Origin of the sequence: Streptomyces sp. LUP30, assembly GCF_001746365.1 — a bacterium.
Taxonomy (GTDB): domain Bacteria; phylum Actinomycetota; class Actinomycetes; order Streptomycetales; family Streptomycetaceae; genus Streptomyces.
In genome coordinates this window covers 72,664-96,886 of sequence record NZ_MJAJ01000005.1, presented here as the reverse complement: position 1 = coordinate 96,886, position 24,223 = coordinate 72,664, and the positions used below count along the sequence as shown (strand labels likewise).

The window sequence follows — 24,223 nt, the reverse complement described above, 5'->3', positions numbered from 1 at the left end:
GGGAGACGATGAGCATGCACCGCGTCCTGACCACCCTGGGCTGCGCCATGACCGCCGTGCTCGTGACGGCCGGGGCCCTCACGCGGACGCAGACGGCTTCGGCCCAACCCGACCCGCCGCCCGCCGCCACGACCGTACGCACCGACGACGGGCCGGTGCGGGGCGCGGCCCACGACGGCTACCGCACCTTCGAGGGAATCCCCTACGCGGCGCCCCCGACGGGCGGGCTGCGCTGGGCGGCGCCCCGCCCGGCCGCCCCTTGGTCCGGGGTACGGGACGCCACCCGCCCGGCGAGCGCCTGCCCGCAGCCGGCCGGCGAGGTGCCCGGCGGCAGCACCGACGAGGACTGTCTCCGCCTGAACGTCACGACGCCCGACGGCGCACGACCGGCGCGCCCTCGGCCGGTCGTCGTCTGGCTGCACGGCGGCGGCTTCACCACCGGAGCGGGCGGTTCGTACGACGCCCACCGCATGGCAACCCGGGGCGACGTCGTGGTCGTCACCGTCGACTACCGGCTCGGCGCGCTCGGATTTCTCGCGCACGGCGGGCTGCCCGGCTCCGGCACCTTCGGTCTGGCCGACCAGCAGGCGGCGCTGCGCTGGGTCCGCTCCGAGATCGGCGCCTTCGGCGGCGACGCGCGCAACGTCACCCTGGCCGGCGAGTCGGCCGGCGGTTACAGCGTCTGCGCCCAGCTGGCCTCACCCGCCGCCGCGGGACTCTTCGACCGGGCGATCATCGAGAGCGGTCCGTGCACAGGCCGCCCCGACCGGCCTTTCGCGCCGTCCTCGGTCCCGCTGTCCACGGCGCGCGCAGCAGGCGCGGACCTCGCGGCGAAGGCCGGCTGCGGCTCCGCCCGCGACGTCATGGCCTGCCTGCGCCGGGTGGACGTCACACGGCTGCTCGCCGCCCAGGAATCCGATCAACAGCCCGCGTACGCGACTCCGTTGCTGCCCGACGACCCGGCGGCGGCGATCGCCGCCGGCCGCTTCCACCGCGTCCCCGTGCTCATCGGCAGCAACCACGACGAGGGCAACGGCTGGGCCGCCGGGATCGTCCAGGCGGGCAATCCGGTCGATCCCGGCACCTGGCCGGACGTCGTGGCCGCCTTCTTCCCCTCGCCGGGGCAGGCCGAGGCGATCGTGCGCGAGTACCCCGTGCACGAAACAGACGGGGGCCCGGTGTTCGGCGCGGTCATCGGCGACGCCGACTTCGCCTGCCCGACGGCGGACGCCGCCGGTCTGCTCGCCGCCCGGACGCACGTCTGGCGTTACGAGTTCGCCGACGAGCACGCCCCGCCGCTCACGCCGGGCACGCCGCCCTTCCCGCTCGGCGCCCCGCACGCGAGCGAGCTGCCCTACCTGTTCGATCTGGGCGGCCGCCCGCGCGACCTGACCGCGGCACAGCACCGGCTGGCCGATTCCATGATCGACTACTGGACCCGCTTCGCCCGCACCGGCGACCCGGACGGCCCTTCGACGCCGCACTGGCCCCGCCGGACGGTCCTGTCCCTGGCGCCGGACCACATCGCCCCCACCCGCACGACGGAGCGCCGCCACCACTGCGCGTTCTGGGACGCCTTGAGGCCGGGAGAGGCTGTGAGCGCCGCCTCACGCGCACGGTGACCCTCGGCTCACGCCGGGGGGGGGCGGATCGTCCGCCACCGCGTCAGCCGCAACGACGACGGAGCCAGGTTCCACCACCCGGTCGCGGCCCGGACGACTCAGGACGGCACCGCGTGCGAGTACCCGTCCAGGTTCGGGCGCGTGTCCGTCGAGGGCCGCTTCGGCGTGGGCGCCGCGGTGACGGTCCGGTACGACGTGGCGGACCCCCGCCGGTTCGAGATCCAGGGCTGGGACGCGACGACGGCCGACCGGGTGTTCGCCGTCGTGGGATCGCTGCTCACGGGGACCACGCTGCTGGCGCTGCTCATCCGGCTGCTCATCCGGCCGCTCGGCCTCTGACCGTCGCCACCGGCCTGCGGAGATCTTCCCATTTGTGCGTTTGGTCCATGATCGCCCTATGCTGTTGTACGGGAGACCTCGAGCAGTCGACGTGCCGGCTCCGCGCCGGCGGGAAAGCGGGCTTCCATGGCTGAGCGATTCAAAAGGTCCGGATTGGTCGGCGAAGTGTCGGCCGAGTTCGCCGGCACCATGATTCTCATCCTCTTCGGCTGTGGCGTGGTGGCCCAGGTGGTCGCCGGTGGAGCGCTCACGACGCCGCCGGGAGGGCTCGGAAACCACGACAGCATCGCCTGGGCCTGGGGCCTGGGCGTCACCCTGGGCGTCTACGTCGCCGCGCGACTGAGCGGCGCCCACCTCAATCCGGCGGTGACGGTCGCCCTGGCCACGTTCAAGGGCTTCCCCTGGAGCAAGGTCGCGCCCTACGCCCTGGCCCAGACCGCCGGCGCCTTCGTGGCGGCCCTCATCGTGCGGTGGAACTACACCGAAGCACTGGCGAAGGCCGACCCCGGACACACCATCAAGACGCAGGGCGTGTTCTCCACGCTCCCCGCCAACGGCAATCCCAACCTGCCGGTCCACGAGTGGGGCGCGTTCCGTGACCAGATCATCGGCACCGCCATCCTGCTCCTGCTGATCCTCGCCGTCACCGACCTGCTGAACACCCCGCCCGGCGCCAACCTGGCCCCGTTCATCGTCGGTCTGATCGTCGTGGCGATCGGCATGGCGTGGGGTACCAACGCGGGATACGCGATCAACCCGGCGCGTGACTTCGGGCCCCGATTGGCCAGCTTCATCACGGGCTACGGCACAGCATGGCGAGATCAGTACGGGAATCTCTACTTCTGGGTGCCGATCGTCGGTCCCCTGCTCGGCGGCCTGCTCGGCGCCGGACTCTACAAGGCCTTCATCGGCCGGTTCCTGCCGACGGCGGAGCCGGAGCCTCCCGGCCGCGTCCCGGCCCCCGAGGAATGACCCCCACAGCAGAGGCGGCAATCCATGGCTGACTTCGTGGGCGCGGTGGACCAAGGCACCACCAGCACCCGATTCATGATCTTCGACCACGCCGGCAACGAGGTGGCGAAGCACCAGCTGGAGCATGCCCAGATCCTTCCGCGCTCGGGATGGGTCGAGCACGACCCGGTGGAGATCTGGGAGCGCACCAACTCGGTGATGCAGAACGCGCTGCGACACGGCAACCTCGCCCCCGAGGACCTGGCCGCGATCGGCATCACCAACCAGCGGGAGACCACCGTGGTGTGGGACCCGCGCAACGGACGTCCCTACTACAACGCCATCGTCTGGCAGGACACCCGCACCGACTCCATCGCGGCGGCCCTGGAACGCTCGGGCCAGGGCGACGTCATCCGCCGCAAGGCGGGACTGCCGCCGGCGACCTACTTCTCCGGCGGCAAGATCCAGTGGATCCTGGAGAACGTCGAGGGCGTCCGCGAGGCGGCCGAACAGGGCCACGCCCTCTTCGGCAACACCGACGCCTGGGTCCTGTGGAACCTGACCGGCGGCCCCGACGGCGGCGTCCACGCCACCGACGTGACCAACGCCAGTCGCACCATGCTCATGGACCTGGAGACCCTCGACTGGGACGACGAACTCCTGGGCTTCTTCGGCATCCCCCGTCAGATGCTGCCCACCATCAACCCGTCCTCCCACCGCGAGGCGTTCGGCGTGACCCGCACCTCCCGGCCGCTGCGTGCCGCCATCCCCATCACCGGGGTGCTCGGCGACCAGCAGGCGGCCACGGTGGGACAGGTCTGCTACGCGCCGGGCGAGGCCAAGAACACCTACGGCACGGGCAACTTCCTGGTCCTCAACACCGGTACGGAGCTGGTCCGTTCGCAGCACGGGCTGCTCACCACGGTGGCGTACCAGTTCGGTGACAGCCCGGCGATCTACGCCCTGGAGGGCTCCATCGCCGTCACCGGGTCCGCCGTGCAGTGGCTGCGCGACCAGATGAAGATCATCAACGACGCGGCGGAGAGCGAGACGCTGGCGCGCACCGTCGAGGACAACGGCGGCATGTATTTCGTTCCCGCCTTCTCGGGCCTGTTCGCACCGTACTGGCGCTCCGACGCCCGCGGCGCGATCGTCGGCCTGGCCCGGTACAACGACAACGGTCATCTGGCCCGGGCGACGCTGGAGTCCATCTGCTACCAGAGCCGCGACGTGGTCGAGGCCATGGAGCAGGACTCAGGAGTCCACCTCGACGTGCTCAAGGTCGACGGCGGCGTCACGGCCAACGATCTGTGCATGCAGATCCAGGCGGACGTCCTCGGCGTACCGGTCAGCCGTCCGGTGGTCGCCGAGACCACCGCGCTCGGCGCCGCCTACGCGGCGGGTCTGGCCACCGGCTTCTGGCGCGACACCGACGAACTGCGCACCCACTGGCAGGAGTCGAAGCGCTGGGAGCCCCAGTGGTCCGACGATCAGCGCGCGGAAGGGTACGCGGGCTGGAAGAAGGCGGTCGAGCGCACGCTCGACTGGGCCAAGGTCGAGTAGCCCGACGACGGCAGGCGCCGCCCGTGAGCAACGGGCGGCGCCTGCCCACGTCCTGCGTCGGCCCACGGCCCGGGTAGGCCCCGAGCACCCGCGGGAGCCGGGGTCGAGACGCACGGCGGGGCGGGTGCGCGGGCGCTAGCCGTGGTAGGTGATGTAACCGTTGCCGTCGGCGTCGTTGGCGCGCTTCGTGTACGAGTGGACGTCCGCCTTGGCGCCGGTGGGCTTGAGCAGGTAGATGGTGTCCTTGTCGTTGTTCCAGACGAAGTTGCAGTTCTGGCGGTAGACGACATTGCCGGCGTCGGAGTCGGTGCCCCTGCCGCCGCGCAGGTTCACGTAGTCGCCGGGCTCGAGCCGGTGGCCGGCGGTGAAGGTGAACTTGTTGCCCGCGGCGTCCTTGACGACGTAGCCCCTGAGGTCGACCGTCGTGGTCCGCGAGTAGTTCTTGATCGTCAGGTACTCGTTCTTGGTGTTGCCGCCGGAGCACCGGTTGGAGTCGGCGCCCGGGGCGTCGTACTGGACGCCCTTGATCTTCAGCGCGGACGAGTACTCGGTGGCCTGGGCCGGGCCCGCGGTGATCGCTGCTATGGCGCCCGCGGCGGCGACAGCGGCCAGGGTGTGGCGCATACGCATGAGGAATCCCCCCTCGGTGGTGCGAATGGAGCGCCAGGAGCATATCGAAGGTGATGATCAGGTGTGCCTGTTGTGTGTGAATCGTGAAGGGCGTGCCGTCGTCCTTGCCGCGGCCCTTGCCCTCGCGACGGACCGGACCGCATGGGCTCGGGTCTGGACCGGCGGTGGTCCCGGGCCGGCGGGGGGTCCCCGTGCTCGTCGAGCTGCAGGGACCTCCTCGCCCTGGCCTCCGTATGCTCACGGCATCGGCGGTCCGCCGGCTCAGGTTCTGCGCCAGAGCCGCAGCGCCCGGCGTTCACCCGCCGTCATCGCGCCCCATATGCCGTCGTACTCACCGCTGCGCAACGCCCAGCTGCCGCAGTCCGTCACGACAGGGCAGCGGTTGCAGACGGCCCGCGCCTGCTCGATCTGCAGTCGCGACGGGCCGTCCTCGCCGATCGGAAAGAAGAGTTCGGGATCTTCGGAGCGGCATGCTGCCCGGTCACGCCAGTTCACGCGCTGCCTCCCCGGAGCCCTGCCGCATGATCGACGCCGTCGGCATACGGGTGCGGGAAGAAGCGACCGGCAGAGCGAAAGAACATCACCACAACCTCCGCGTGGGACTTCGGCCACCCGCTTTCGGGCAGACCGTCGAAGCGGCGCTCGGTGCACCACATCACCCGGCAGAGGTAGACAGAAATATAGGACTATTTTCGCGTTCGGTACAGATCAGGGGCCGACAGGAATCGCTTTGATCGTCCCCTCGGCAGGCCGACCCCGGAGCGGCGTCACGCCCCCGGGTGCAGTCCGAGCCAGCCGGGCGTCGGGTCGCCCTTGACCTCGCCGAAGTACAGGGCGAACGTCTGCTTCCAGCGTTCCACTTCGGCGCGGTCGGCCATGAAGCGGGGGAAGCCGTCCACGTGGGCGTCCGGGTAGGTCCAGATCGGCTTCAGACCGGCCGGGGGAGTGACGTCCGTGCGGACGGACCAGCCGTTGAAGGAGCCGTTCTGCCGCTCCGTCGACAGCTGCCAGTTGAGGAAGAGCTTGGCCGCCGTGGAGTTCCGGGCCCGCTTGAGGACGGCCGTGCGCTGGCCCCAGGCCATGAACGGGTGACCGCCGGAGACGGCGAACGTCACGGGAGAGGAACTGACGGCGGACCCGGCGGTGCCGACGCCGATCGCCTTCCGTCCGCCGAAGACGGCGTCGCCGGGGGAGTTGCTGCCCCGGGCGAACTGCACGTCCTGGGCGGCGAACGCGGCCACCCAGTCCCAGCCGTACGTGCGGGCGTACAGGCTGAAGAGGTACAGGACCGCGTCGTCGTCGTGCGGGTAGGCCGAGGCGATCATGCCCTTCCACTTCGGGTCGATCAGGTCGTGCGGGGTGAGCTGCCGCTTCGCGCCGACCGACGCGGTGTCGTACAGGAAGCTGAAGGCGATGGCGCCCGTGGCCACCCACGCGCCCTGCGGGTCCTTGAACGCGTCGTGGACCCGGGAGAAGCCTGCCGGCTTGTAGTGCAGCAGTCGGCCCTGCTGCTTCCAGCGGTCGAAGTCCTGCAGCGTCTGGAGCTGCACGACGTCCGGGACGAGGGTGTCGGTGGCGAACTGGTTGTCCACCCGTACGTCGTGGTACTTGCTGTAGTCGACGATCAGGGTCAGGTCGATCTCCGGGAAGCGGGCCCTGAAGGCCGCCTTGGTGGCGTCCTGCTGGGTCGGGGTGTCGCCGCCGGCGTAGACCACGAGCCTGCCGCCTTCCGCCAGCGCGGCGCGGTAGAGCTCGTCGAGCGTGCGCGACTCCTCGCGCCCGCTGCCGAGGAGGCCCGCCGGAGAGGCCGCGGCCGGACTCGCGGTGGCGGTGAGGGCGCCGAGGCCGAGGGCGGCGCCGGCGCCGGTGGTCAGGACGCGTCGTCTGCTGAAACTGGGCACGCTGAGGAGACCTCTCGGGTGGGGGGTGAACCGGAAACCCGTCGTCCGGCTCCGCTGTGCGGGGCCGCCGGGACCGTCGGATGCCGTCCATCGTGCTGTGGCCCCGGGTGGATGGGCAACGCTTCAGGCAGGTTGAATCGGACATTCAATCGAACGGTTGAACGCCGGCCGGCCGACCCCCGTGCGCCGGTCGCGGTCCTGACCGACGGGGCGACAGTCGTCGCGGGTGAGGCCGTGGCGGCCGCTTTCCCGGGTCGGGGCGGCCGCTGCGCGAAGATCACGAGGTCTATGCTTTCGCACATGGTTGAGCATCGAATGATCGACGTGAACGGGATCCGGCTGCACATCGCGGAGGAGGGCCAAGGTCCCCTGGTCGTCCTCCTGCACGGCTTCCCCGAGTCGTGGCATTCCTGGCAACACCAGTTCGGCCCGCTGGCCGCCGCCGGCTTCCGGGTGGTCGCACCCGACCAGCGGGGATACGGCCGCAGCGATCACCCCGACGACGTGGACGCGTACAGCATCCTTCACCTGGTCGGCGACGTCGTGGGACTGATCCACGCACTCGGTGAGGAGAAGGCGTACGTCGTCGGTCACGACTGGGGCGCGCCGGTGGCCTGGCACACCGCGCTGCTGCGGCCGGACGTGGTGCTGGGAGTGGCGGGGCTCAGCGTGCCGCCGCCGTTCCGGGGGACGGAGCCTCCGCTCGGCGCCATGGACCGGATGTTCGGCGGCCGGTTCTACTGGAACTACTTCAACCGGCCCGGCGTTGCGGATGCGGAGTTCGCAAAGGACCCGCGCACGACGTTGCGGAAGTTCTTCTACATAGCCTCCGGCGACGCCCCCACCGCGGCCGAGGGCAGGCAGCCCCTGGTCGAGCACGGGCGGGGGTGGCTGGAGACGATGTCCGATCCCGAGGTCCTGCCGGAGTGGTTCACCGAGGCCGACCTCGACGTCCTGACCGACAGCTTCTCGCGGGGCTTCACCGGCGCGCTGAACTGGTACCGCAACATCGACCGGAACTGGGAGCTGACGGCGGCGTGGCACCAGGCTGTCGTGAGCGTGCCCGCACTGTACGTGTACGGGGACCGCGATCTGGTGCCGGCGTTCCCGGGCACTCCTGAACTCATCGCGTCGCTGCCGGACTTGATGCCGAGCCTGCGGCGCGAGCCGATCAGGTTGAAGGGGTGTGGACACTGGACGCAGCAGGAGCGTCCGGCAGAGGTGAACGCGGCGCTCGTGGACTTCCTCACCGAACTCCGGGGCTGAGCGTCCCCCTGCCCGTCGCCGTCACCGTCGCCGTCGGCAGCGGCGACGACGACGGACGATGGACGATGGACGACGGCGGACACGCTGATCAGTCCCGGGAGTTGCCGAACAGCAGACGGTAGGCGACGAGCAGTACGAGGGCGCCGCCGACGGCCGCGCCCCAGGTGTAGAGGTCGAAGAAGTGCTTCTCCACCGGGCGGTCGAAGAACCGGGCGGAGATCCAGCCGCCCACGAAGGCGCCGGCGATGCCGATGAGGGTGGTGCCGATGAAGCCGCCCGGGTCGCGCCCGGGAAGCAGGATCTTGGCGATGGCCCCGGCGAGCAGGCCGAGGATGATCCAGCCGATGATGCCCACGTAGTACGTCCTCCAGAGGTGTCGGATGTGTCGGTTGCCCGGTTGCGCAACTTTAGTCGGCGCAGGTGGAGACGCGGTGCGGGGCCCGGGCGGTTGCGGTGCGGAGCGGAGGAATCCGGGTCGCACCTAAACTGGGGCGGCCGCCCGGGCGGTGGCGGCGACGAGGACGGGACGGGAGAGGGCTGTGGCTGCGGACATCGGTGGCTTCGAGGATCCTCCGGCCGAGGTGCTGGAAGAGGCTGCGGCCTCCTTCGGGCTGCTGGCGTCGTCCGCTCGGCTGCACATCATGTGGGCGCTGTCCCAGGGCGAGAGCGACGTCACCCACCTCGCGGACCGGGTGGGCGGGGCGCTGCCCGCCGTGAGCCAGCACCTGGCGAAACTGAAGCTGGCCGGTCTGGTCCGCGCACGGCGGGACGGGCGACGCCAGATCTACTTCGTGGACGACCCCGACGTGGTGACCGTGGTGCGGGTGATGGTCGGGCAGTTGGCGGCCCGCGCACGGAAGGCGCCCGTGCGCAGCCTGCGCAGGGCCGGTGCCTGAGACCGTCGCCGCCCCGCAGCCCGACGCCGGGGGGAGTTCTGCGGCCCCGGGCAGGCGGCCGGCGGGCGCGGCCGCTCGCGAGCCCGGTGCGGCGACCGTCCTGGAGACCCTGCGGCAGTTGGACAGCGGGCCCCGCGGGCTGACCGAGGAGCAGGCCGAAACACGCCAGGCCCGTTCCGGGGCGAACGTCCTGCCGGCGTACCGCGAGGCGTCATGGCCGCGCGTGTTCCTGCGCAGTCTGCGCGATCCGTTCACCGGCGTGCTGCTGTGTCTCGGACTGGTGTCTGCGGCCGTCGCGTCCTGGGGAACGGCCGGCGTGATCCTCCTGCTGGTCGTGGTGAGCTGCGCGTTGCGAGCGTCCGGGGAGCACCGGGCCGACCGGTCCACGGCCGCGCTGCGCGGACTGGTCGCCGGCACGGCCACCGTGCTGCGTCGGCGTAAAGAGGACGACGCGCCGCGCGCCAGAGAGCTCCCGGTGGACGAGCTGGTGCCCGGCGACGTGATCCGTCTGGGCCCTGGCGACCTGGTCCCGGCCGACGTACGGCTGTTGCGTTCCCACGGCCTGACCGTGCATCAGGCCGTGCTCACCGGCGAGTCGGCCCCCGTGCCGAAGGACGCCACGGGCGCCATGGTCGGCGGCGGGTTCGACAGCCGGGAACTCTGTTTCCAGGGCAGCGCCGTCGCCTCCGGCAGTGCCTCCGCGGTCGTCGTGGCGACGGCCGGGCGGACCCGGCTCGCCGCCACGCACGGCGGCCGGGGCCCCGCGGTGTCCCGGCGCGAGCCGAGCGCCTTCGACCGGTCCGTTCAGGGGATCTCCTGGATCCTCATCCGGTTCATGCTGCTGACCCCGCCGCTCGTCCTGATGGCCAACGCCGCCCTGCGCGACCGGGGCCTGGAGACCCTGCCCTTCGCCGTCGCGGTGGCGGTGGGCATGACCCCGGAGATGCTCCCGGTCGTCGTCACCGCCTGTCTGGCGCGCGGAGCCGCCCTGCTGGCCCGCGGCCACCGGGTGATCGTCAAGCGGCTGCCCGCCCTGCACGACCTCGGCGCCATGGACGTGCTCTGCCTGGACAAGACCGGCACCCTCACCCAGGACCGCCCGGTCTACGACCGCGCCGTCGACCCCGAGGGCCGGGACGACCCCGAGGTGCTGCGCTGGGCCGCGATCAACGCCTGGTGGACCCTCCAACTCGCCGAACTGCCCGCCCCGGACGCCCTCGACGAGGCGCTCCTGGACGCCGCCGACGAGGACGACTGCACGGCCTGTGACGGTGTGACCGCGGTCCCCTTCGACCCTGTGCGCCGCCTGGCCACCGCCGTCGTGCGCACCCCGGGCCGGCTCGGCGTGCACACGCTGGTCGTCAAGGGGGCCCCCGAGACCGTACTCGAGCGCTGCGACCTCACGGACGAAGAGCGTGCGCGGCTGCTGGCGCGAGCCGCCGGATACGCGGACGAGGGACTGCGGGTGCTGGCGATCGCCACCGCCGACATCCCCCATGCGCGAATACGCCCGGGCCGTGGGCCCCACCTCTCCCTGCCGCACGACCGCACGCGAACCGAGGAACGCGGCCTGACCTGCCGTGGCTTCGTCACCCTGCGGGACGCTCTCGCACCCACCGCCGGGGACGCGTTGAAAGTCCTCACCGACCGGGGCGTCGCCGTCCGGATCCTCACCGGCGACCACCCCGGCAACGCCGTCCGCGCCTGCCGCGACCTGGGCGTCCCCGTCGGCCCGGACGCCGTCCTCACCGCCGACCGCATCGACGCCCTGAGCGACGCCGAGCTCACCGAGGCCGCGTCACGTGTCGCCGTCTTCGCCCGCTGCGCCCCCGAGCACAAGGCCCGTGTCGTCGCCGCCCTGCGCGCCGGCGGGCACACCGTCGGCTACCTCGGCGACGGCGTCAACGACCTGCCCGCCCTGCGCACGGCGGACGTCGGCATCGCCCCGCGCGACGCGGTGGCGGTGGCCAGGGGGACCGCGGACGTGGTCCTCGCGGAGAAGGACCTCACCGCGGTCGGCCACGCGATCACGGCCGGACGGCATGCGGGCGGCAACATCACCGCCTACCTGCACGTCACCCTCTCCTCGAACCTCGGCAACGTCATAGCGATGCTCGCGGCCGGTCTCCTGCTGCCCTTCCTGCCCATGCTCCCGGCTCAGGTGCTGGCGCAGAACCTGTGCTTCGACGCCGCCCAACTCGCCTTCGCCCGCGACCGTCCCCACCCCGCGGTCCTGCGGCGTCCGACCGTGCTGCGCCCCCGGGCGCTGCTGCGGTTCATCGTCGGCTTCGGCGCCCTCAACGCCGTCGCCGACCTGGCCACCTTCGGCGTGCTCGCGCTCGCCCTGCACGGCCCCGACGCCCTGGACGACGAGGCGGTGTTCCACTCGGGCTGGTTCACCGAGAACCTGGTCACCCAGGCCCTGGTGATGCTGTTGCTGCGGACCGGTCGCCTGCGGGCCGAAGGCGGTGCGTCCGGCCCGGTGGGCTGGGCGGCCGGCGCGCTCACCGCCGCAGGACTGCTGCTTCCGCTCTCGCCGCTGGGCTCGCCGCTCGGGCTCACACCGCTGCCCGCTCTCTACTACGTTCTCCTGGCCTCGGTCCTGGCGCTCTACGCGGCCGGGCTGATGGCGGTGAGAGCGCGTCAGCGGAGCCGCTGAGGACCCGATCGCCGGAGCGGGCCTGACACTTCGTCAATTCGCTTGAGCGTCAGCGGATCTGCCGCACCTGCCGGTTCCCGCGTCGGCTTCAGCCGCCTGAGCCGTACGACAGGTCGGAGCACAGATCCGCGTCCGCCGTGCGGGAGTCGTGCGCGACGGAGGTCGGGACGGCCGCCGGGGCGGCGCTCGGGGCCGCCGAGGCGGACGGGTCGCGGTCCCCGGTGTAGGAGGAGCCCAGGACCACGTTGACGCGAGAGGCGGTGAGGGACTCGAGCCGGGCGCCGGGGAAGAGCCGCGCGACCGTCTCGGCCTGGCCCCTCATCCCCGGCCCGTACTGGACGACCGTGGTGGTGTGGTTCTGTCCGACGGCGTTCGCGGTGCGGGTGACGGTGAAGCCGTGCGCGGTCAGCATGGCGGCGGCGGTGGAGGCCAGGCCGCCGGTGGTGGTGCCGTTGTAGACGGACACGGCGATGCCGGCGCCCGAGACGCGCCCGTCGGCGCCGGGTGACGCCGAGGCGGCGTTCGTCTTCGTTCCCTTGGCGCCGCCGGCGTCCTTGCCGTCGATGGTGCGGTCGGCCTTGAGCGCCCCCCACAGCGCGGAGGCGTCCGGTTCGACGATCGCGACGCGTTCGCCGTCGTAACGCCAGGGAATGGTCACGAACCGGGTGTTGTGCAGGTCGATGTCCTTCAGCGACATCGCGAAGGAGATCAGCTTGTCCGCCGTCCCGAGACCGGGATCGACGGTCATCGAGCTGGTCGCGGCCTTCGCCAGGGGCAGCAGCTTGCCCGGGGTCAGCCCGTCGCTCTTGACCTTCTTGATCAGGCTGCCGACGAAGGCCTGTTGGCGTTTGATGCGCCCTATGTCGGAGCCGTCGCCTATGCCGTGCCGTATCCGGACGTAGTCGAGGGCCCGCTGCCCGGAGACCGTCTGCTCGCCCTTGCCGAACAGCAGCTTGCCCTTGGTGGCGCGGTGCGGGTTCAGGTCGCCCTGGTAGATGTTCTGCGGCAGACAGACCTCGACCCCGCCGACCACTTTCGTCAGCGAGGCGAAACCCTTGAAGTCGACGACGACCGTGTGGTCGACGCGCAGGCCCGTCAGCTTCTCCACGGTGTTCTGGGTGCAGGCGGGGTTGCCCTCGGCGGTCTCGCCCACGGAGTAGGCCTCGTTGAACTGTGTGCCCGTCTGCGTCTTCGTCCAGGTGCCGTTCGGCAGTCTGCAGGGCGGGATCGTGACGAGCGTGTCGCGTGGGATGGAGACCGCTATGGCGTTCTTGTGGTCGGCGTAGACATGCAGCAGGAACGCCGTGTCCGACCTGCCGATGTCGTCCGCCTGGCCGCCGCCCAGCGCACTGTTGCCGTTCGTGCGCGCGTCCGAGCCGATGACCAGGACGTTCTCGCCCTTGGAGGAACCGGCGTCGGGACGGTCCGTGGACAGACCGCCCGCGTCGAAGGTGTCGATGTCGCCGTTCAGGCTGAAGTAGATCCAGCCGAGGCCGGCAGCGCCGAGCACCACGATGGCCAAAGCCGCCATCAGTGCGGTGCGCAGCGGTCGGCGGCGCTTGCCCCGCCCGCCGCCGTCCCTGCGCTTGCCTCCGCCGCCGTGCGGCGGCCCCGCCTGCCGCCCGCGCTCCGCCGGGGCAGTCCGGTGGTCAACAGTCATACGTGCGCCCTCATCCGTCCGCCGAACTCATACGGAGGGGACGACGACTGACCCCATCCAAGGGTTGTACAGTTGCGCAATGTAGCAATCATTGCAGGCGGTGTCCCGCGCCCCGCGAACCCCGCCCGACACGGAGAAGGTGAGCGGGATGCTCCGCAACGGCCTGGAACCCTGGCATCTGTTGATCGTGGCGATCGTCATCATCGTGGTCTTCGGCTCGAAGAAACTCCCGGAAGCCGCACGGGGGTTGGGCAAGTCCATGCGCATCCTCAAGAGCGAGGCCAGGGCCATGAAGGGCGACGCCGAGGCCCCGGTCGACTCGACGTCCGCATCCACACCCGCATCGACACGGACCTCCGCCGGTACCGGCGCGGAAAACGGCGCCGCCCGCTGAGCGGCACGGAAACCGACGGCCGCGCGGGGGTCGCGTCAGCCGAGCCGCCGCGGCCGCGCTGTCGCCCCCGGTGTCACGGCGAAGCGGTCGGCGGGGGCGTTTCGGGGTCGGGACGGGCCAGGCGTCGGAGCAGGGGCAGGGCCTCGTCCAGGGGGACCGGCTGGAAGAAGCGCGCGTCGGCGAGCTCGACGGCGGCGATCGCGCGGGGGGCCAGGTCCGCGCCGGCGTCGGTGACGCGCAGTCGCTTGGCGCGGGTGTCGGCCGGGTCGACCTCCCGCTCGACGAGTCCCTTCTGCTCCAAGGTGCGCAGGACTTGTGAGGTCATCTTGACGTCGGTGCCCGCCTGGCGGGCGAGGGTCAGTTGGTTGGGATGCTCGCCCTGGGAGTTGAGCCACCATGCGCAGGCGAGCAGCACGAACTGCACGTGAGTGAGGCCGAGGGGCGCCAGGACCGCGGCGAGGTCGCGCTGCCAGCGCAGCGTGGCGTGCCAGAGCAGCAGACCGGGGCTGTCGTCAGGGCTGAGAGGCATCAGCGCGCGGCCCGCTCGACCAGCGCGGCCATCGTGTCGGGCCAGTCGGCGGTGATGCCCGGACCGATGTGGGCCCCGGCCTCGTCGGCGCCGGGGCCGGTGATCTCCATCCGGTAGACCACCCGGACGCGGCCGTTGTCGATCCGGTCCATCCGGTGGACGGTCCGCAGCAGCAGATCCCCGAAGCGGGCCTCGTCGACGAACAGTTCGCCGTCGGTGACCTCGGCGACGCGGAGCAGCACCGGGTCGTCCCCGGGCGGCGTCATCGTGATCTGGGCGCCCGGCGCGAACGGGCCGTCGATCTCGATCTTCTCGATCTCGGCGTTCCAGGCCCCCCAGCTCTCGACGTCCGCCCAGAGTCGCCAGATCTCCTCGGGGGCGGCGCTGGTCTCGATGCTGTGCTCGTACTTCCACATGGGGGTCGGCCTCCTCGACTGAATGATGTGCGTACAGATTATCTGCGCGCAGACTATTTGTCGAGCTGCTGGGCGGGCAGTGCCTCCCGTATCGCCTGGGCCGTGGTGGTGGGGTCGTATCCGTCGGCCACGCCCGGGACCAGGATGATGTCGCCCTCGATGTGCCGCGAACGCAGCGGAGCGATCTCCTGGTACGCGGCCGAGTCCCACCACGCCCGCGCCCGGTCGAGCGAGGGGAAACCGATCATCACGACGTGTCCGGGCCAGCGGCCCTCCTTCACCTCGTGCTGTGCGCCGTGCACGAGGAAGCGGCCCCCGTACGGCGTCATGGTGTCGGTGATGCGCTCCATGTACTCGGCGGTCTCCGGGTGCGGCGCGGCTTCCTGCAGGTGCGCTATCGCATAGGCGGTCATGGCGTCCTCCGGCTCGTCGACTCCTTGATGCCGACGAGCCTGGCACCGGGACAGACCGGCGTCGATGACCCCCGGGGTAAGCACGCACGTCTCGGACGCCCGTGAACTCCCGTCGGGCGCACGCGCGGCGCACCCGTCGCCGGATCACCGGACACGGGACGTCCCACCGGCGGGGAATCAACGCGTCGACGGCTCGAAGGGTCGTCATATCGAGGGAAGCGCGCACGTTCGGGCGAAGCAGGTGAACTCGGGGGCGGGAGCGGGCGACGAGGGCCTCGTGTCCCGCCCTCGCCGACTTCTCCCTGACACGGTGACCCCTGTCGCGCGTATTCATGGACAGAACAGCGGCCAGGCGTGCCGACGAGGCGAGAGTGCCTGGCGGACGAACAGGAGAGCAGACGCGTATGAATCCCAGTGCTCACATCGAGGCCGTCTACGCGGCAGTCTGCCGGCGCAATCCCGGGGAGAGCGAGTTCCACCAGGCGGTGGGCGAGGTGCTGCACACGCTGGCTCCGGCGCTGCAGGCGCATCCGGAGTACGTCGACGCGTTCATCGCCGACCGGCTGTGCGAGCCGGAGCGGCAGCTGATCTTCCGGGTGCCGTGGGTGGACGACGGGGGCCGGGTGCAGGTCAACCGGGGCTTCCGGGTGGAGTTCAGCAGCGCGCTGGGCCCCTACAAGGGTGGCCTGCGGTTCCACCCGAGCGTCAACCTCGGCATCGTGAAGTTCCTGGGCTTCGAGCAGATCTTCAAGAACGCGCTGACCGGACTGGCGATCGGTGGCGGCAAGGGCGGCTCGGACTTCGACCCCAAGGGCCGTACCGACGGGGAGATCATGCGCTTCTGCCAGGCGTTCATGACCGAGCTGTACCGGCATCTCGGCGAGCACACGGACGTCCCCGCGGGCGACATCGGGGTCGGGGGGCGGGAGATCGGCTACCTGTTCGGTCAGTACAAGCGGATCACCAACCGCTTCGAGGCGGGGGTGCTGACCGGCAAGGGCGTCTCGTGGGGCGGCTCCCAGGCCCGGACCGAGGCCACCGGCTACGGCGCGGTGTACTTCGCGCAGGAGATGCTGGCCACGCGCGGAGACGGCTTCGACGGTCGTAAGGTCGTGGTGTCCGGCTCCGGGAACGTGGCGGTCTACGCGATCGAGAAGGTGCACGCGCTGGGCGGTTCGGTGGTGGCCTGCTCGGACTCCTCCGGGTACCTGGTCGACGCGGACGGCGTCGACCTGGAGCTGCTGAAGACGATCAAGGAGGCTCGGCGTGCGCGACTGTCGGCGTACGCGGAGGCCAGGCCCACCGCACGGTTCTCCGAGCGGGGCTCGGTCTTCGACGTGCCCTGCGACGTCGCCCTGCCGTGCGCCACGCAGAACGAACTCGGCGCACCGGACGCGGCGGCGCTGGTGAAGAACGGCGTCCGGGCCGTCGCCGAGGGCGCCAACATGCCCTGCACGCCGGAGGCGATCGAGGTCTTCCGGGAGGCGGGCATCCTGTTCGGGCCCGGCAAGGCCGCCAACGCGGGCGGCGTGGCCACCTCGGCGCTGGAGATGCAGCAGAACGCCTCCCGGGACGTCTGGACCTTCGAGCAGACGGAGCAGCGGCTGGCCGCGGTCATGCAGAGTGTCCACGCCCAGTGCCGCGACACCGCCGACGCCTACGGAGGCGCCCCGGACGACTACGTCCTGGGGGCCAATGTCGCGGGCTTCCTGCGTGTGGCTCAGGCGATGACGGCTCAGGGCGTCGTGTAACGCACACCGGCCGGACGCCGAGTCAGGGGGCGCACGGCGAGCGGCGCCCGCGCCCTGTGGGGACCCGGCCTGGCGAGGAAAGATCCGGGCGGGGCCCGACGCGGTGAGCGCGGGCCCCGCCCGGAGCCGTGTCCGGCTCGCCGTTCCACAGCGTCCGCGGGCACCGTGTCGCAGTCCCCGGTCGTCAGGCCGACCAGGTACCGGACCGTCGTCGCCGGCCGCGTGGACCGGCGCGTCCCCTGTGCGCGCCGGTCCACGCGTGGTCGACGTTCGTCGGGCCCGCCCCGAGGCCCGCGTGCGGGTCACCCGGCTCCCGGTGCGCTGCGCCGTCCGCTTCCACAGCCGCGGAAGCGGAGGGGTGGGACCGGAGCCGGCGGGGGACGGCTGCGCGGCGTGTGCGCGCAGCCGTCTGCGGGCGTCTCAGGCCTGCACGAGCACGGTGCACCAGACCTCGTTGTCGTCGCCGATGCCGCAGTCGGCGATCTCCCCGCTCCGGATCTTCGTCCAGACGCCCTTCGCGCGCCAGTGCCAGGTGCCGACCCGCGAGAACCGCTCGTGGTAACCGTGGCCGGCGAAGGTGAAGGCGTCGACGTCCTTGCCGGTGCCGTTGCCGCCCCGCGTGCCGTTGCCGAACGACTCCTGCTTGCACTTGGCGTGCTTGAACTCGCTGCCGGTGCCCCCGCCCCAGTTCCACACGTCGCAGAAGTGCGGGCCCTCGCCGAGGCTCATCGTGTAGTGCATCGTCTCGCCGGTCCTGTTCTTCACCGCGCCGCACAGGGGACCCACGCACCCGTCCGCGGAGGCGGTCGTCGCCCCGGCGACGACCGCTCCGGAGGCCATGAAGGCGGTGGCGACGACGGCGACGGCCGTCCGGTTCACCCGGGACGTCATCTTGCGCATGGCGGTTCCATTCTCTCGTTGCGTCGGCTCGGCCCACGCCTCGCGCGACCGCGGCAGGGGGTGGCGACCTCGCTCCCCCCGGGAGCCTGCGCGAGCCGGCGTCGGCGTTCGGCGGCACACGGCGTCTGCCGTGATCCGCCTGACGGCACGTGAGTTGAGGATCTACCGTGAACCTTGCGAAAACCTTGTGGCGGGTGTCCGGTGACGGCCTCGGAGTCGATGACGGACGGCCGTCGGGCGCCCCGGCCCGCCCGGCGGGCGAGGATTCCCGCCGCCGGCCTGCCGTTCCACCGTCCGTCCCCACGTGAGGCACGATGAACCTGTACCTGCTCGGACCCTTGGAACTGCGCGTCGCGGGGCGTGTGGTCGACGCCGGGCAGCCGCGTCGACGAGCGGTCCTGGCAGCGCTGGCGGCCGACGCCGGCCGGCCGGTCCCCGTGAGCACGTTGGTGGAACGCGTCTGGGACACCGCCGCACCCGACGGGGCCCGTTCGGTCCTCTACGCGCACATCAGCCGTCTGCGGCGGCTCCTCGACGACGTGGCGGCCGCGGCGGACGGCGGTGAGGCCCAGGCGTCCCCGACACCGCTCCGCATCAGCCGCACCGGCGGGGGCTATGTTCTCGAGGCGGACGAGCATGCCGTCGACCTGCTCCGGTTCCGCTCGCTCGTGGTGCAGGGGCGCGAGTCGGACCTGTCCGACGAGCGCCGGGCCCGACTGCTGCGGGAGGCGCTGGAGTTGTGGCGCGGCGTGCCGCTGGCGGGGCTGCCGGGAGCGTGGGCGGAGCGCGCGCGGACGGCCTGGACGCAGGAGCGGGTGGAAGCGGCGCTCGCCTGGGCCGGCGCCCTGCTGCGACAGAAGAAGCCTGCGGAAGTGCCCACGGTGCTGCAGCCGTTGCTGGCCGAGCACCCGCTGTGCGAACCGCTCGCCGTGGCGCTGGTCCGAAGCCTGGCCGACGCCGGAAGGACGGCCGAGGCGCTGGACGCGTACACCGGGATCCGCCGGCAGCTCCTGGCGGAGCTGGGTGTGACGCCCGGCCGTGAACTTCGGGCGGTGTACGAGGAGATGCTGCGCGGTGCCGGACGGGAGGAGTCGCAGGGCGCCGGCCCCCCTCCCGCCGCCTCCGCGGCCGCAGCGCCCGCCGTCCCCGTCCCCGCTCAACTCCCCATGGCCGTGAGTCACTTCAGTGGCCGGGAGGAGCAACTGGCCGAGCTGACCCGACGGCTGATCGCCGCCGACGGTCCGGACGCCGGTGAGTGCGGAACGGCCGTGGTCGTCTCCGCCGTCTCGGGGACCGCGGGCGTGGGCAAGACCGCGCTCGCCGTGCGCTGGGCGCACCGGATGCGTGACGCCTTCCCCGACGGACAGCTCTACGTCGACCTGCGCGGCTACGACCCGGACGAGCCGGTCTCCGCCGCCCAGGCCCTCGCGGGGTTCCTCACGGCGCTGGGCGTGCCCGGTCAGGAGATACCGCTGCGGCTCAACGACCGGGCGGCACGCTACCGCACAGCCGTCGACGGACGCCGGATGCTCGTGCTCCTCGACAATGCCGCCTCCGCCGCGCAGGTGCGCCCGTTGCTGCCCGGGAGCCCGACGTGCAAAGTGGTGATCACGAGCCGGGACTCGCTGTCGTCCCTGGTCTCGGTGCACGGAGCACACCGCATGGTCCTCGACGTGCTCTCCCCGCAGGAGGCGCTCACCCTGCTGGGGGCGTTGATCGGGCCGCGTGTCGACGCCGACCCCGGGGCCGCCGCCGCCCTTGCGGAACAGTGCGGGTGGCTGCCCCTGGCCCTGCGGGTGGCGGCCGAACTGGTGCTGTCGCGTCATCAGGAGCCGCTGGCCCGGCTGGTGGAGGAACTGCGCGACCGCCGGCGGCGGCTGGATCTGCTGGACTCCGGTGACGGAGATCCCCGGGCCGCTGTCCGGGCCGTCTTCTCCTGGTCCTACGACCGCCTCCCCGACCAGGAGGCGCGGCTGTTCCGACTGCTGGGCCTGCACCCGGGGCCCGACGTGGACGTGCACGCGGCCGCCGCCCTCGTCGGCGAGAGCGTGGAACGGACGCGGCGCTGCCTGGACGTGCTCTCCCGGGCGCACCTGGTGCACCGGAGCGGGTCGGGCCGCCACGGCATGCACGATCTGCTGCGCGCCTACGCCGCGGAGCTCGCGGGCCGGCACGACGGGGCGGCGGAGCGCGACGCGGCCGTGACCCGTCTGCTGGACCACTGTCTCACGGCGGCGTCGGCGGCCATGGACGTGCTGTACCCCGCCGAACGGCATCTGCGTCCCGTGGTCGAGCCGCCCGGCACGGGTCTGCCGCCGCTGCGCACGGCCGACGAGTGCCGTGACTGGCTGCGCGCCGCGCAGCCCTCCCTGGTGGCCCTGTGCTCCAGGACCGAGGAGCCCGGACCGTCCCGGCACACCGTGCGGATCGCCACCACGCTCCACCGCCACTACGAGCGCTCGGGGCACTTCGCCGACGCGCTGACCGTCCATGAGCACGCCGTGCGCGCCGCCCGCGCGGTGGGGGACGTCCGTGGCGAGGCCGACGTCCTCGTCTGTGTCGGCGCGGTCCACCGGCGCCTCGGCGACTACGAGAGCGCCCGCCGGGAGCACGCCGACGGGCTGACCCTGTGCCGCCGCATCGGCTACCGGGCAGGGGAGGCCCGCCATCTCACCAACCTGGGCGTGCTGCACGAGCTGCAGGGCGGATACCAGGAGGCCGCCGCACACCACGAGAAGGCAGTCGAGCTGTTTCGCGCCGTCGGGGACCCCCACGGCGAAGCCGACGTGCTGAACAACCTCGGCATCGTGCAGGAACTGCTGGAGGACTACCAGGCGTCGATCGAGCGGTATCAGCAGGCGTTGGCACTGTACCGGCAGACGGGCCACACCTTCGGGGAGGCCAGCGCCCTCGGGAACCTGGGGATCGTCCTGGCGCGGCTGGGAGACCACGCGGCCGCGGCCGCACGCTTCGAGCAGACGCTCGCTCTGTTCCGGCGGCTCGGACACACCGGGGGAGAGGCGCACGCGCTGTCCAACCTGGGCGACGCGCTGTGCCGGCAGGGCAGCCACGAGGAGGCCGCGGAGCATCAGCGCCAGGCCCTGGCCCACTTCCGGCGGACCGGAGAACCGTACGGCGAGACGGGCGCGCTCAACGGCCTGGGCGAGGCACTGCACGGCGCCGGACGGCACGCCGAGGCCCTGGAGGCCCATGCGGCGGCGCTGGACCTGGCCCGCGGCATCGGGGAGCAGGAGGAACAGGCGCGCGCCCACATCGGCTCGGCTCTCGTCCGGCAGGCCCGGGGGGAGCAGGCACCCGCCGTCGATCACCTTCGCCAGGCGCTGTCCCTGTACACCGCGCTGGGCTCTCCCCGCGCGGAGGAGACGCGCAAGACGCTCATGGCGATGACGGCCGGGTAGCCCAACGGCCCCGCCTCACCGCCGACATCGTCAGACGGTGAGGCGGGGCCGCTCAGGGCGTCACAGCGTGGAGGTCGTCTGCTCCCCGGAGGAACTGCCCACGAGCCACTGGTCCCAGCCCAGGTTGAAGGCGGCGTAACCGTTGTCGGCCGAGGCCTTGGCCCGGGGCGAGCCGGTGATGGTGATGGGATCGCCCTGCTTGACCTGGTCGTAGAACCACTTGGCGTCCGACATGGAGAGGTGGACGCAGCCGTGCGAACCGCGCGCGCTGCCGCTGCCCGGATTCGGGTCGCCGGTCGAGTAGTGCACATAGGTGCCGGACTGGGTCAGATGGACGTCCCAGGGCAGTGTCAGGTCGTAGTAGTTGGGGCTGCCCTTGTCGCAGCTGATGCCGACGCTGCAGGAGGTCATGTGGACCTCCTTCTCCTTGTCGATGACGGCCATAGTGCCGTTCCACGTCGGGTACTGGGCGCTGCCCGCGTTGATCGACAGGGTGCGTACGGCGTTGCCGTTGCGGGTCACCTTCATGGTGTGGCCGGTCACCGAGACAGCGGCGCGCACGTCGTCGCCGACCTTGAAGGTGTGGGTGTAGGCGCGTACGCCGAAGCGCCCGTTGCCGTTGCTGACGCCGTTCATGTCGGCGTCGACCTTCACCGTGGTGCCGGACGGCCAGTAGTCCTTCGGACGCCAGTCGGCGCGCCTGTCGCCGAACCAGTGCCAGGCGCCGGCCACCGGCTGCGAGGCGCTCACCTTCAGGTGCTTCTCGACCGTGGCCCGCGCCTTGGCCGCCACCGGGTCGGTGAAGACCACCGATATCGGCATGGCCACGCCGACCGTGGTCCCCGTCTGAGGGGTGATCGTGTCCAGCAGCATCGGCGGGCCGGCGGGCTTGGTCGGCGACGGAGAGGAGCTCGCGGGCGTGCCCGAGGCCTTCGCGTCGCTGCCGCCCGCCTTGTCGCTGCCGCCCCCGGACCCGCCGCAGGCCGTCGCACCCACCAGCATCACACCCGTGACGAGTGCGATCCCTATGCCGCCCTTGCGCCGTCCCACGACCTGTCCCCGCTCTCTCGCTCTTCGGCCCCACGGGCCCGACTCACTGTGAGACGGCCACGGAGCCGTCCTGGGTTGCACGTGTCGCGTAAAAGGTGTCCCAAGACTCCCTGCCCGGACGCCCGTCCCGCCCCGCCGGGGCGAGCAGGGCGAGTGCCCCTCTTCGGAGCCGCCTAACCCGACCGTCGCCCATGGGCTATTTAGGCAAAATGAGCTGAATGAACCGTTCCGGCGTGGATGGCATGTACCGTGCGAGTTCGGCGCGTCCGCCCGGATGCACCAGCAATCGCCCTGTGAGAAACGGGAGTTGCCTCATGACCGCACGACGGACCTTGATCTCGCTCGTCATCACGGCACTGACGGTCTCGGCCCTCACGCTGACCGGCGCACCCGCCCAGGCCGCGGGTGCGACGAACATCCGTATCTGGAACTCGAGTCACTGCCTCGACAGCGACGTCGACAACGCCGCGAGACTCCAGATGTGGAGTTGCGACGGCGGATCCGACGAGAAGTGGCTCGCCGAGTTCTGGGGAGGCGGCATGTACCGCTTCATCAACCAGAGGACCGGATGGTGCATCACCGCCTCCCCGGGGCTCGGGGAGGCCCCGATCACGCTGTCGGCCTGTGACGCCTTCGGAAGCACCCGGGCCGTCCAGCTCTGGCGCATCTACACCACGAGGCCCGGGGACCCGTCGGTGGCGGTGTGGCAGAGCGCGCAGAGCGGCCTGTGCATGACCACCCCGAGCGTCGCCAATCGCACGATCCCGCGGACCACGACGTGCGACCCCTCCGACCACTACGACTGGTGGCACCAGCACTAGACACGACAGCAGTGGACACCGGGGCCCCGGGAGGGCCCGGGCGTCGACGTCGGGCCTCTCGGTCGCCGATCCGGTGCCGGGAGGCCGCCGATACCCCGGCCGCACGCCGCTGACCAGCGCATCGGCCACTGTGTTCAGGTTGCGCTCAGGTCCGGCCGAGGCTTGGGCAACTCCCGTACCGGAAGCGCCAAAACTCTGGCAAAGGGGTCTGGGGCGAGGGCCGGCCCGCGTGTCATCGTGCCTGCCATGTCGACTGATCACCTCACTCACGACCGGCCCGCGGGCCACATCCGTCACGCGGCGAGCAAGGTGCCGGAGGTGACCGTCTACTTCTGGATCATCAAGGTGCTGACCACCGGGATGGGCGAGACGGCGTCCGACTTCCTGGCCCACCTGCTCGGCCCGATCCCCGCTGTGGGGCTCGGCGGTCTCGCCCTGGTGGCTGCGCTGGCGGTGCAGTTCGCCGTCCGTCGGTACGTGGCCTGGATCTACTGGACGGCGATCGTCATGGTCAGCGTGTTCGGCACGATGGCCGCCGACGTCCTGCATGTCGGTCTCGGCGTGCCGTACACGCTCTCGACCCCGTTCTTCATGGCCGCGCTGGCCGCCGTCTTCGTTCTGTGGCACCGGGTCGAGCGCACCCTGTCCATCCACAGCATCCACACCCGGCGCCGCGAGGCCTTCTACTGGACCGCCGTGCTGGCCACGTTCGCACTGGGCACCGCGGCGGGCGACCTCACCGCCACGATCGGCCTCGGCTACCTGGGCTCCGCCGTCCTGTATGCCGCCGCGATCGCCGTTCCGGCCGTCGCTCACCGGTGGGGGAGCCTGAACGCGGTGGCCGCGTTCTGGGCCGCTTACGTCATCACCCGTCCCCTCGGGGCCTCGGTCGCCGACTGGATGGCCGTCGGCCACGGCCGCGGCGGACTCGACCTGGGCCTGGGGCCGGTCACGCTGTCCTGGACGGTGGCCATCCTCGGCTTCGTCGGCTACCTGGCGGCCTCCCGCAAGGACGTCCGGCGCGACATCACGGCCTGACGCGC

At 71.7% G+C, this 24,223-nt stretch carries 22 protein-coding genes; 12 read left to right on the top strand and 10 right to left on the bottom strand.

Annotated elements, in window-relative coordinates; genetic code table 11:
* Window positions 1-8: 8 nt before the first annotated feature.
* The 4 genes from BG482_RS06610 to glpK all read left to right on the top strand — a co-directional run bounded on the left by BG482_RS06610 (window position 9) and on the right by glpK (window position 4,475).
* Window positions 9-1,622: a carboxylesterase/lipase family protein gene (locus BG482_RS06610; RefSeq protein WP_069767923.1), complete on the top strand. Its 1,614-nt coding sequence runs from the start codon at window positions 9-11 to the stop codon at window positions 1,620-1,622.
* Window positions 1,623-1,649: 27 nt separating this feature from the next.
* Window positions 1,650-1,961, top strand: coding sequence for a DUF3592 domain-containing protein (locus tag BG482_RS42400; RefSeq protein ID WP_107450396.1), 312 nt, complete (start codon window positions 1,650-1,652; stop codon window positions 1,959-1,961).
* Window positions 1,962-2,087: 126 nt separating this feature from the next.
* Window positions 2,088-2,933, top strand: coding sequence for an MIP/aquaporin family protein (locus BG482_RS06600; protein WP_069767921.1), 846 nt, complete (start codon window positions 2,088-2,090; stop codon window positions 2,931-2,933).
* Window positions 2,934-2,957: 24 nt separating this feature from the next.
* Window positions 2,958-4,475, top strand: coding sequence for a glycerol kinase GlpK (glpK, locus tag BG482_RS06595; protein WP_069767920.1), 1,518 nt, complete (start codon window positions 2,958-2,960; stop codon window positions 4,473-4,475).
* 135 nt (window positions 4,476-4,610) lie between these two features.
* Here glpK and BG482_RS06590 read toward each other — a convergent pair whose 3' ends face one another.
* From BG482_RS06590 to BG482_RS06580, 3 genes are all read right to left on the bottom strand, one after another.
* Window positions 4,611-5,105 carry a lamin tail domain-containing protein gene (locus BG482_RS06590; protein ID WP_069767919.1) on the bottom strand — a complete coding sequence of 165 codons (495 nt, stop codon included), beginning with the start codon at window positions 5,103-5,105 and terminating at the stop codon, window positions 4,611-4,613.
* A 261-nt stretch (window positions 5,106-5,366) separates the two neighbouring features.
* The gene (locus tag BG482_RS06585; protein ID WP_069767918.1) at window positions 5,367-5,600 is read right to left on the bottom strand and encodes a WhiB family transcriptional regulator; all 234 of its coding nucleotides are present in this window, start codon (window positions 5,598-5,600) and stop codon (window positions 5,367-5,369) included.
* Between the two features lie 272 nt (window positions 5,601-5,872).
* Window positions 5,873-7,006 carry an ABC transporter substrate-binding protein gene (locus BG482_RS06580; protein ID WP_069767917.1) on the bottom strand — a complete coding sequence of 378 codons (1,134 nt, stop codon included), beginning with the start codon at window positions 7,004-7,006 and terminating at the stop codon, window positions 5,873-5,875.
* A gap of 300 nt (window positions 7,007-7,306) precedes the next feature.
* Between BG482_RS06580 and BG482_RS06575 the strand changes: the two genes are divergently transcribed.
* Window positions 7,307-8,272 carry an alpha/beta fold hydrolase gene (locus BG482_RS06575; protein WP_079141638.1) on the top strand — a complete coding sequence of 322 codons (966 nt, stop codon included), beginning with the start codon at window positions 7,307-7,309 and terminating at the stop codon, window positions 8,270-8,272.
* Window positions 8,273-8,360: 88 nt separating this feature from the next.
* On the opposite strand, the gene BG482_RS06570 is transcribed toward BG482_RS06575, so the two are convergent.
* Window positions 8,361-8,627: a GlsB/YeaQ/YmgE family stress response membrane protein gene (locus BG482_RS06570; protein WP_069767915.1), complete on the bottom strand. Its 267-nt coding sequence runs from the start codon at window positions 8,625-8,627 to the stop codon at window positions 8,361-8,363.
* Window positions 8,628-8,811: 184 nt separating this feature from the next.
* On the opposite strand from BG482_RS06570, the gene BG482_RS06565 reads away from it, so the two are divergent.
* Together BG482_RS06565 and mgtA are read left to right on the top strand one after the other, a co-directional pair.
* Window positions 8,812-9,168 carry a metalloregulator ArsR/SmtB family transcription factor gene (locus BG482_RS06565; RefSeq protein WP_069767914.1) on the top strand — a complete coding sequence of 119 codons (357 nt, stop codon included), beginning with the start codon at window positions 8,812-8,814 and terminating at the stop codon, window positions 9,166-9,168.
* The gene (mgtA, locus tag BG482_RS06560) at window positions 9,161-11,827 is read left to right on the top strand and encodes a magnesium-translocating P-type ATPase (RefSeq protein WP_069767913.1); all 2,667 of its coding nucleotides are present in this window, start codon (window positions 9,161-9,163) and stop codon (window positions 11,825-11,827) included. The genes BG482_RS06565 and mgtA overlap by 8 nt, the downstream gene beginning before the upstream one ends.
* A gap of 88 nt (window positions 11,828-11,915) precedes the next feature.
* On the opposite strand, the gene BG482_RS06555 is transcribed toward mgtA, so the two are convergent.
* Window positions 11,916-13,487: an LCP family protein gene (locus BG482_RS06555; RefSeq protein ID WP_069767912.1), complete on the bottom strand. Its 1,572-nt coding sequence runs from the start codon at window positions 13,485-13,487 to the stop codon at window positions 11,916-11,918.
* A gap of 148 nt (window positions 13,488-13,635) precedes the next feature.
* On the opposite strand from BG482_RS06555, the gene tatA reads away from it, so the two are divergent.
* Window positions 13,636-13,881: a Sec-independent protein translocase subunit TatA gene (gene tatA / locus BG482_RS06550; protein WP_069767911.1), complete on the top strand. Its 246-nt coding sequence runs from the start codon at window positions 13,636-13,638 to the stop codon at window positions 13,879-13,881.
* Between the two features lie 73 nt (window positions 13,882-13,954).
* On the opposite strand, the gene BG482_RS06545 is transcribed toward tatA, so the two are convergent.
* The 3 genes from BG482_RS06545 to BG482_RS06535 are packed head-to-tail and all read right to left on the bottom strand — an operon-like array spanning window position 13,955 to window position 15,239.
* The gene (locus BG482_RS06545; protein WP_069767910.1) at window positions 13,955-14,410 is read right to left on the bottom strand and encodes a MarR family winged helix-turn-helix transcriptional regulator; all 456 of its coding nucleotides are present in this window, start codon (window positions 14,408-14,410) and stop codon (window positions 13,955-13,957) included.
* Window positions 14,410-14,826 carry an SRPBCC family protein gene (locus tag BG482_RS06540; protein WP_069767909.1) on the bottom strand — a complete coding sequence of 139 codons (417 nt, stop codon included), beginning with the start codon at window positions 14,824-14,826 and terminating at the stop codon, window positions 14,410-14,412. Before BG482_RS06540 ends, BG482_RS06545 begins: the two co-directional genes overlap by 1 nt.
* Before the next feature lie 53 nt (window positions 14,827-14,879).
* Window positions 14,880-15,239 carry a DUF1330 domain-containing protein gene (locus BG482_RS06535; protein ID WP_069767908.1) on the bottom strand — a complete coding sequence of 120 codons (360 nt, stop codon included), beginning with the start codon at window positions 15,237-15,239 and terminating at the stop codon, window positions 14,880-14,882.
* Window positions 15,240-15,643: 404 nt separating this feature from the next.
* On the opposite strand from BG482_RS06535, the gene gdhA reads away from it, so the two are divergent.
* Window positions 15,644-16,990, top strand: coding sequence for an NADP-specific glutamate dehydrogenase (gene gdhA / locus BG482_RS06530; protein ID WP_069767907.1), 1,347 nt, complete (start codon window positions 15,644-15,646; stop codon window positions 16,988-16,990).
* 420 nt (window positions 16,991-17,410) lie between these two features.
* Here gdhA and BG482_RS06525 read toward each other — a convergent pair whose 3' ends face one another.
* Window positions 17,411-17,890, bottom strand: a complete 480-nt coding sequence (locus tag BG482_RS06525) for a hypothetical protein (protein WP_069767906.1) — start codon at window positions 17,888-17,890, stop codon at window positions 17,411-17,413.
* A gap of 314 nt (window positions 17,891-18,204) precedes the next feature.
* On the opposite strand from BG482_RS06525, the gene BG482_RS06520 reads away from it, so the two are divergent.
* Window positions 18,205-21,309: a tetratricopeptide repeat protein gene (locus tag BG482_RS06520; protein WP_069767905.1), complete on the top strand. Its 3,105-nt coding sequence runs from the start codon at window positions 18,205-18,207 to the stop codon at window positions 21,307-21,309.
* 60 nt (window positions 21,310-21,369) lie between these two features.
* Here BG482_RS06520 and BG482_RS06515 read toward each other — a convergent pair whose 3' ends face one another.
* Window positions 21,370-22,359, bottom strand: a complete 990-nt coding sequence (locus tag BG482_RS06515; RefSeq protein ID WP_256096285.1) for an Ig-like domain-containing protein — start codon at window positions 22,357-22,359, stop codon at window positions 21,370-21,372.
* A 314-nt stretch (window positions 22,360-22,673) separates the two neighbouring features.
* On the opposite strand from BG482_RS06515, the gene BG482_RS06510 reads away from it, so the two are divergent.
* Complete coding sequence (locus BG482_RS06510; protein WP_069767904.1) at window positions 22,674-23,180, top strand: RICIN domain-containing protein; 507 nt, start codon at window positions 22,674-22,676, stop codon at window positions 23,178-23,180.
* Window positions 23,181-23,426: 246 nt separating this feature from the next.
* Window positions 23,427-24,218 (top strand): hypothetical protein, encoded by a 792-nt coding sequence (locus BG482_RS06505; RefSeq protein WP_069767903.1) that lies wholly within the window; start codon window positions 23,427-23,429, stop codon window positions 24,216-24,218.
* Window positions 24,219-24,223 lie beyond the last annotated feature (5 nt).

Bases quoted from the DNA above. Each gene is read 5' to 3' on its own strand.
- BG482_RS06610 (WP_069767923.1), top strand. From the start codon at position 9: ATGAGCATGCACCGCGTCCTGACCACCCTGGGCTGCGCCATGACCGCC.
- BG482_RS06600 (WP_069767921.1), top strand. From the start codon at position 2,088: ATGGCTGAGCGATTCAAAAGGTCCGGATTGGTCGGCGAAGTGTCGGCC.
- glpK (WP_069767920.1), top strand. From the start codon at position 2,958: ATGGCTGACTTCGTGGGCGCGGTGGACCAAGGCACCACCAGCACCCGA.
- BG482_RS06590 (WP_069767919.1), bottom strand. From the start codon at position 5,105: ATGCGTATGCGCCACACCCTGGCCGCTGTCGCCGCCGCGGGCGCCATA.
- BG482_RS06575 (WP_079141638.1), top strand. From the start codon at position 7,307: ATGGTTGAGCATCGAATGATCGACGTGAACGGGATCCGGCTGCACATC.
- BG482_RS06555 (WP_069767912.1), bottom strand. From the start codon at position 13,487: ATGACTGTTGACCACCGGACTGCCCCGGCGGAGCGCGGGCGGCAGGCG.
- tatA (WP_069767911.1), top strand. From the start codon at position 13,636: ATGCTCCGCAACGGCCTGGAACCCTGGCATCTGTTGATCGTGGCGATC.
- BG482_RS06545 (WP_069767910.1), bottom strand. From the start codon at position 14,410: ATGCCTCTCAGCCCTGACGACAGCCCCGGTCTGCTGCTCTGGCACGCC.
- BG482_RS06540 (WP_069767909.1), bottom strand. From the start codon at position 14,826: ATGTGGAAGTACGAGCACAGCATCGAGACCAGCGCCGCCCCCGAGGAG.
- BG482_RS06535 (WP_069767908.1), bottom strand. From the start codon at position 15,239: ATGACCGCCTATGCGATAGCGCACCTGCAGGAAGCCGCGCCGCACCCG.
- gdhA (WP_069767907.1), top strand. From the start codon at position 15,644: ATGAATCCCAGTGCTCACATCGAGGCCGTCTACGCGGCAGTCTGCCGG.
- BG482_RS06525 (WP_069767906.1), bottom strand. From the start codon at position 17,890: ATGCGCAAGATGACGTCCCGGGTGAACCGGACGGCCGTCGCCGTCGTC.
- BG482_RS06520 (WP_069767905.1), top strand. From the start codon at position 18,205: ATGAACCTGTACCTGCTCGGACCCTTGGAACTGCGCGTCGCGGGGCGT.
- BG482_RS06510 (WP_069767904.1), top strand. From the start codon at position 22,674: ATGACCGCACGACGGACCTTGATCTCGCTCGTCATCACGGCACTGACG.
- BG482_RS06505 (WP_069767903.1), top strand. From the start codon at position 23,427: ATGTCGACTGATCACCTCACTCACGACCGGCCCGCGGGCCACATCCGT.